This window comes from Acinetobacter albensis (assembly GCF_900095025.1).
Lineage (GTDB): Bacteria > Pseudomonadota > Gammaproteobacteria > Pseudomonadales > Moraxellaceae > Acinetobacter > Acinetobacter albensis.
Map to the genome: position 1 here is coordinate 125,839 of NZ_FMBK01000011.1, position 6,886 is coordinate 132,724.

Here is a 6,886-nt window from a genome sequence, read left to right on the forward strand (position 1 = left end):
AAGACTCCATCGGGACAGTTATAAAAGATACCCGTCCTAGATGTGTTCTACTGTTATTTTCATTAAATTTGATAAATCTATTTTTTAAATCCTCTATTCACTATCAATACCTCTTTTTATCTTTTTAAATAACGAACAACTTCGATTGGAACGAGTATGAGCTTAAGTTTGGCTCATTTCTAATACCAGTTGATTAATTAAGTCAGCAGCTTCCATTTCGCGAATGTGTGCCACATTGCTTCCCGCCCAAAATGCACCAAAACCATCATCACCTTGTGCTATTGCTGCATTATTCAATTGTTTGCCCAAATCATAACAGTAAGGATAAGTCGCCACTTCAGGTCGTTCTGGTCGGTCGACTTGAGTGTGCCAATGATTAATTAAACCACGTGCAGGACGACCTGAAATGCTTGCACTCACTTGAGTAATCGGTTTGTTAAACAAGGCTTTTCGATAGGCTGCATTGGCGTTTGAACTTTTACATTGCACAAAAGCTGTTCCAAGTTGAACGGCTTCTGCACCTAAATTGATTAGCGCTTGTGCATGCTGCCCATTCATGATTCCACCCGCTGCGATAATCGGCAGATGGCAATATTGTTTGAACAATTGAATTAAATCTGATGTTTTGACTGCACTATCGAAATGATTGTTAAAAATACCACGGTGACCACCCGCTTCAATGCCTTGAGCAATGATGATATCAATCCCTGCGGCTTCAATTGCAAGTGCTTCCGCCAGATTAGTAGCGGAAGCCAGAGTAATAATATCAGCAGCTTTTAAAGCTTGAATTTGGTGAGAGTGTGGAATACCAAAATGAAAACTGACAGCTTTCGGACGTGTTTCCAAAACGAGTTGTAAGTAATCGTCATGATCTAAAAAACTGGGATAGATACACTTTAATTCAGTGGGTACAGTAGCGTGATATTTCTCAAAATATGGGGTCAAATACTGAATCCACTGTGCTGAAACTTGAGGATCTAATGGCAAGCTTTGATGGCAAAAGAAATTGACTTGAAAAGGTCGATAAGTTAGCGCTTGTGTGGCTAAAATTTGTTGACGTGCATCTTCAACAGTATTGGCCCCCAGCCCAAGTGAACCTAAACCTCCTTGATTAGACACTTCAGCCGCAAGCTTCGGTGTGGAAACACCTGCCATTGGAGCAAGCAAAATAGGATGTTTAATCTCAAGTCTTTCTAATAAAGTCATAGGGCTCTCCTCATGGATATTACTTTGCCCAAGCCTTAAACATTAAGCAAATAATATTCGTCATTTTAATAGGAAATAAAAGGATGTTTTCAGCATGAAATAAAAAATACAACGTCATTCTCTGTCGCAGAATAGATGAGTGAACACTTCAACGCTGCATTAAAATTTATACTGTATTTTTTATTGATGAGTGTGACTGACTCATGTCTGAACGTATCCGTGAAAAACTGCAAATTTTAGCCGATGCTGCCAAGTATGATGTATCGTGCTCATCCAGTGGTAGCAACCGAAAAAATAAAGACAAAGGCTTGGGCAATACAGGATCAGGTATTTGTCACAGCTATACGGAAGATGGCCGCTGTGTATCCTTATTAAAAATTCTACTTTCGAATGTCTGTATTTTTGACTGTTCTTATTGTGTCTCTAGACGTTCCAACGACGTAAAACGAGCGGCTTTTACTGTACAAGAAGTGGTCGATTTAACCATGAATTTCTATCGACGTAATTATATTGAAGGCTTATTTTTAAGTTCTGGTATTTTTAAATCAGCAGATTTCACCATGGAACGTATGTTGCAAGTGGTAAAAAAATTACGCCTAGAAGAAAATTTTAATGGCTATATTCACCTAAAAACCATACCAGGTGCTTCACAAGAAATGATTACTGAAGCGGGTTTATATGTAGACCGTATGAGTATTAATTTAGAAATGCCGACTGAAGCAGGATTACAAAAGTTTGCGCCTGAAAAAAGTCATGCAGAAGTACAAAAAGACTTAGGAATTGTGCGCGATCGTTTAATCCAATTCAAAGATGAGCGCAAGCTGATCCGTTCCGTCCCTAAATTCGTTCCAGCAGGGCAGACCACACAAATGGTGGTTGGGGCACACAGTGAGACTGATCAAGATATTATTTTAATGGCAGCTCGTCATTATAAAGAATTTAATCTGAAACGGGTGTATTACTCAGGCTATATCCCAATTAATGAAGAAGAAAAAGCCTTACCCGCAGTTGGATCTGCACCGCCGTTATTGAGAGAAAACCGGTTGTATCAAAGTGACTGGCTGATGCGTTTCTATGGTTTTGATGCAACAGAATTGGTCGATGAAAAGCATCCCAATTTAGATTTAGATGTAGATCCTAAATTGAGTTGGGCGCTGCGTCATCCAGAGCAATTTCCAATAGATTTAAACAGTGCCGATTATCGAATGATTTTACGTGTGCCTGGAATTGGTGTGCGATCTGCGAAAAAAATTGTACAGGCACGACGATTCGGAAAAATCCATATCGATCAATTAAAACGTATTGGTGTGGCATATAATCGTGCGCAGCATTTTATTCGATGTGCTGACACGCCAAAATTTATTAAGGATCAATTACCGAGCCAAATCCGTCATCAAATTTTACAGTCGGGGCAGTCAAAATATACTCAGCAACTTTCTCCGCAATTGGGTTTTGGTTTCTGATGGTGATCTATTGTTTTGATGGCAGTATGACAGGCTTATTAAGTTGCGTATTTCGTGCATTTCAATTTCAGGATTTTCAAGCGACCATTACTAGTGATGTGCATGCCCAAAATGGTCTATTTGATGATTTTATCCAAGTGTCTTCAAACGATGAGCACGCCCAGCGTGTTTGGCAAGGGCTTAAGCAAAAAACCTCTGCTCAGAGCCAGCGTAATTTTTACTCTACTTTTCTTTCAGAAAATCAAAATGCTTATCAGCATCTATTTAACTATTGTCTATACATTTTTCAGCACGCCTATAAAGTTGATGAAAATTATGGTCATCCTGATGTGTTGGCCTTGGCGCAGTGGGCCAAGCAAGTCGGGCGTGAAAAACATCGTATGGAAGCGTTTGTTCGCTTTAAAAAATGCCAGAATGGTTTGTTTCTAAGTTTGGTTCGACCAGATTTTAATGTTTTGCCATTAATTGAGCGGCATTTTAAAGCACGCTATCAAGATCAAAGATGGTTAATTTATGATGAAAAGCGTAAATATGGAATTTATTATGATTTACAAAAAATCCATCAAATTGAAATGAATGCTACTGAGGTGGATACCAAGTTAGCTAGCGGTTTTAGCCAATCTTTTACTGTAAAACTAGATGAACAAGAATTACTCTATGATCAACTGTGGAAAGATTATTTCCGTAGTGTCAATATTGAAGCACGCCAAAATATGAAGCTGCATATTCAATACGTACCGAAGCGTTATTGGCGCTATATGAATGAGAAGTCAATTTAGGAAAAAAATTCAGGCATACTAAGGTAGTTTAGTGTGACAGATAGGGTATGTATGATAAAGCCGTTCATTTTAGCGACTTTTATGTCAAGTTTGATTCTTTCAGCGTGTTCATCCTCAGAACAAAATAAAATACAGATTCATCCTGAGGATTATAAAGTTGAAAATGTGGTGCAGTTAGAACAGCGATTTGAAACTTTAAATCAGCAATTATCACGCGATTATCAGAATTTTAAGAAAAATAACGCGATTGCTTTCTCAGATCAGTCCATATTTGATGTTCAACAGCTTCAAACTTTAGATTTACATGCGGTAAGTCGTACGTCATTAAAACCAGTCAAGCAAGCGTATTGTAAAATGATGAATGACTATTTTGTGCAGATGTATTATTTAGGTCATCAAAATATAAGTTTATTGTCACAGACGCAATGGCCAAAGATAAAAAACCAAGACTTGATCAAAGATTTTAGCAGTGCAGATCAGTTTTACGATTTTATTTTAAACCGTTATACCCATTATCGTCAGGCACAAGAAATTATGGGCTTCGGCTGTAATTTGAAACAAGCTTTACAAGAAAATTAATAGGCTAGTTCATAAAAGCCCATCATTGGATGGGCTTTTTATTTTGAAAATCAGACTTAACAGCCTGTTAATTTCTCAGGTTGAGGACGTTCGTTAGGGAAGAACATTGGACGGAGTTTGACGCCAATTCCATTACCAATAAACGCAAAAATGAGCCATAACCAACCATGTAAACTGCCCGACGCGATACCACTGAAATATGCACCAATATTACAACCGTATGCCAAACGTGCGCCGTAACCCAGTAATAGTCCACCAACAACAGCAGCAATTATTGAACGTTTTGGAATATTCAAATTCGGTGCAAATTTACCTGCAAGACTAGCTGCCAGTAAAGCACCCAGCATAATACCGAAATTCATCATAGAGGTGATATCGAACCAGAGTGACTCAGCTAAGGCTTTAGCGTTACTAGGTTGTTGCCAATAGGCCCAAGAAGCGACATCGACACCCACCAAACTTGCAGATTTTGCTGCCCAAACGGCAAGTGCTGAAGTCACTCCCCATGGTCGGCCGGCTAAAGCCAAAGTTGCGAAATTTAATAAGGTTAAAATAATTCCGCCCCAAATCAGTGGCCATGGACCACGTAAAAAGCGTTTGAAACCTTGAGTTTCTGCAATAGGTTCGACTTCAAGTGAACCATGACGTTTTTTCTCAAAAAACATGGTCGCTAAAGCAATTAAACTAAACAGTACAAAACTAAGCACTAAGGCTGGAATAACCCCTAGACTAGATACTATAGAAATAGGCGCAAGGTGGGGCAGATTAAACCACCAGTCCAAATGGCTGGTCGCAATTAAAGAGCCCAGACAAAAGAAAATCAAAGTTACAATCATGCGCGCGCTACCACCGCCTACGGTGTAAAGCGTACCTGAAGCACAACCACCTCCCAATTGCATGCCTATGCCAAAGATAAAAGCACCAATCATCACTGACATAGAGACTGGACTAACATTACCTTTGACAGGATTGCCAAACAGTTCGCCTGCACCTAAAGCAGGGAAGAACAATAATACTGCTAAACTCAACATGATCATTTGGGCACGTAAGCCACGACCGCGACGTTCTTTAATAAAAACGCGCCAGCTAGACGTAAATCCGAAAGAGGCATGATATAGCGTCATTCCTAACGCACCGCCAATGAGAAATAGCAATGCTTGATTAAGGCTGACCATTTGATAAGCACCTAAAGTGCCTATTAACAAAAGAAAAAGAGCCACCCAAATGGATCGATTAGATCGATGGGATTTTGCAGCAATCACAGACATGGGAGTAGAAAACTAAATAAATGAATAACCATATTTTAATGGATTATTCACCTATATTATGACTTTAATAGACCGATGATCTGTTTTATTGTTGAGAATAACTGATTTTATATATCAGTAAAATAGATTGATTGAATCAATTAAAGATTAAAGAGTGAACCAATCCAGGCCGAAAAGGTCATGGCGATAATACCCCAAACCGTGACTCTTAAGCTTCCTTTCAATATTGAAGTCCCTGCAAAATAGCTAGATAACATTCCCAAACCTGCTAATGATAAAATGCCCACGATCATGACCACGGTAGAAATATAGTCATCTGGACTAATTAAAATAGAAAACATTGGAAAGAGCGCACCCAGTGAAAATGCCAGTGCTGATGAACCTGCAGCTTGAATTGGATTGGCCGAGGTATTTTCATGAATACCAATTTCGTCTCTCGCGTGAGCATCTAAAGCATTTTTAGCGGTTAATTGAGTTGCCACTTCCTTCGCCAAATCTGGAGTGAGGCCACGTAGCACATAAATATGGGTCAATTCTTTCAATTCTAAATGTGGATTCTGCTCTAATTCATTTGCTTCAAATTTTAAATCCGCATGCTCAATATCAACTTGAGATTTAACTGAAATATATTCACCCGCTGCCATTGAGCTTGCACCAGAAATAAGCCCTGCAATACAGGTAATCAGTAGAGTCTGTGATGAAGCTCCACTTGCTGCCATACCCATAATTAAACTGGTCACAGAAATAATTCCATCATTTGCACCCAGCACTGCGGCCCTTAGCCATCCTGTACGGTGAATAAAATGTTTTTCTTCGTGATGGGAATATGACATAAGAATATACTCTGTTATTCAGTCGATTTTACTCAAAGAATTTAAAAAATCCATCGAATTTAAGCATCATAAAAAAGCCCCTGAACAGGGGCTTTTTTATGATTAAGTGATCAAAATTATTGTTGAGCTTCTTTTTTCACATTTGCCGCTCCATTTTCTACTGCACCAGCAGTTGCAGCAGTCGCGTCTTTAGCAGCTTCTTTGGCATCATGTGCTGCAGCTTCAGCGTGATCAGCAGCATTATTTGCCGCAGCAGCAGTGGCATCTGCTGCATTATCTACAGCTGTTGCTGTTTCATTTGCCGCATTTGCAGTTGCATCAGAAATATCATGACCTGCTTGATTTGCAGCATTTTCAAGATGTTCACCTGTAGTTGCACCTGTTTCAGGGGCTTTGTCTTTATTACACCCAACCAAAGCAACGGTAGCAGCAAGACCTAAAGCAACAAGTAATTTATTCATTCTCATATTTCCTTTTAATTGTTGTATCCGCATAAATGGGATAAAGCGAATATAATCGAAAACTCTTTACAATCAAGATCAAAAATTGTAGATAAAATGTAATTTTAGTTCAAAAAGTCTAGTGAAAAAAAAGGCTTATATCGTTCTATCTATACAAGCCTTTCTTTGTTTATGCAGCATTAATTAAATAATAGGTAGTTGCTTACCCCTCAGCGCGGATCAAATAATCAAAGGCAGATAATGCAGCCTTCGCACCTTCACCTGTCGAAATAATAATCTGCTTATACGGTACAGTCG

Annotated in this window: 7 protein-coding genes and 1 pseudogene; 3 read left to right on the forward strand and 5 right to left on the reverse strand. The window is 39.0% G+C overall.

Annotated features, from left to right (window positions below):
• Nucleotides 1–162: 162 nt before the first annotated feature.
• A complete protein-coding gene (locus GA0116959_RS10550; RefSeq protein ID WP_092720652.1) occupies nucleotides 163–1,206 on the reverse strand; it encodes an NAD(P)H-dependent flavin oxidoreductase in 1,044 nt (347 codons plus the stop codon).
• 203 nt (nucleotides 1,207–1,409) lie between these two features.
• On the opposite strand from GA0116959_RS10550, the gene GA0116959_RS10555 reads away from it, so the two are divergent.
• From GA0116959_RS10555 to GA0116959_RS10565, 3 genes are all read left to right on the forward strand, one after another.
• Nucleotides 1,410–2,669 (forward strand): putative DNA modification/repair radical SAM protein, encoded by a 1,260-nt coding sequence (locus tag GA0116959_RS10555; RefSeq protein ID WP_092720653.1) that lies wholly within the window; start codon nucleotides 1,410–1,412, stop codon nucleotides 2,667–2,669.
• On the forward strand, nucleotides 2,669–3,448 hold the full coding sequence (locus GA0116959_RS10560; protein WP_053578110.1) for a TIGR03915 family putative DNA repair protein: 780 nt from the start codon (nucleotides 2,669–2,671) through the stop codon (nucleotides 3,446–3,448). Before GA0116959_RS10555 ends, GA0116959_RS10560 begins: the two co-directional genes overlap by 1 nt.
• Before the next feature lie 81 nt (nucleotides 3,449–3,529).
• Nucleotides 3,530–4,027 (forward strand): hypothetical protein, encoded by a 498-nt coding sequence (locus tag GA0116959_RS10565; RefSeq protein ID WP_244878591.1) that lies wholly within the window; start codon nucleotides 3,530–3,532, stop codon nucleotides 4,025–4,027.
• 56 nt (nucleotides 4,028–4,083) lie between these two features.
• Here the strand turns inward: GA0116959_RS10565 and GA0116959_RS10570 are convergent, their stop codons facing one another.
• The 4 genes and pseudogenes from GA0116959_RS10570 to GA0116959_RS14355 all read right to left on the reverse strand — a co-directional run.
• Nucleotides 4,084–5,295, reverse strand: a complete 1,212-nt coding sequence (locus GA0116959_RS10570) for a YeeE/YedE family protein (protein ID WP_092720655.1) — start codon at nucleotides 5,293–5,295, stop codon at nucleotides 4,084–4,086.
• Nucleotides 5,296–5,435: 140 nt separating this feature from the next.
• The gene (locus GA0116959_RS10575; protein WP_092720656.1) at nucleotides 5,436–6,128 is read right to left on the reverse strand and encodes a VIT1/CCC1 transporter family protein; all 693 of its coding nucleotides are present in this window, start codon (nucleotides 6,126–6,128) and stop codon (nucleotides 5,436–5,438) included.
• 116 nt (nucleotides 6,129–6,244) lie between these two features.
• A complete protein-coding gene (locus GA0116959_RS10580; protein WP_053578106.1) occupies nucleotides 6,245–6,589 on the reverse strand; it encodes a hypothetical protein in 345 nt (114 codons plus the stop codon).
• 202 nt (nucleotides 6,590–6,791) lie between these two features.
• Nucleotides 6,792–6,886: pseudogene (locus tag GA0116959_RS14355) on the reverse strand (FAD-dependent oxidoreductase); the annotation flags it as partial.

Excerpts from the sequence above, each read along its gene's own strand:
- GA0116959_RS10560 (WP_053578110.1), top strand. The coding sequence starts at position 2,669 with ATGGTGATCTATTGTTTTGATGGCAGTATGACAGGCTTATTAAGTTGC.
- GA0116959_RS10565 (WP_244878591.1), top strand. The coding sequence starts at position 3,530 with ATGTCAAGTTTGATTCTTTCAGCGTGTTCATCCTCAGAACAAAATAAA.
- GA0116959_RS10575 (WP_092720656.1), bottom strand. The coding sequence starts at position 6,128 with ATGTCATATTCCCATCACGAAGAAAAACATTTTATTCACCGTACAGGA.
- GA0116959_RS10555 (WP_092720653.1), top strand. The coding sequence starts at position 1,410 with ATGTCTGAACGTATCCGTGAAAAACTGCAAATTTTAGCCGATGCTGCC.
- GA0116959_RS10580 (WP_053578106.1), bottom strand. The coding sequence starts at position 6,589 with ATGAATAAATTACTTGTTGCTTTAGGTCTTGCTGCTACCGTTGCTTTG.
- GA0116959_RS10570 (WP_092720655.1), bottom strand. The coding sequence starts at position 5,295 with ATGTCTGTGATTGCTGCAAAATCCCATCGATCTAATCGATCCATTTGG.
- GA0116959_RS10550 (WP_092720652.1), bottom strand. The coding sequence starts at position 1,206 with ATGACTTTATTAGAAAGACTTGAGATTAAACATCCTATTTTGCTTGCT.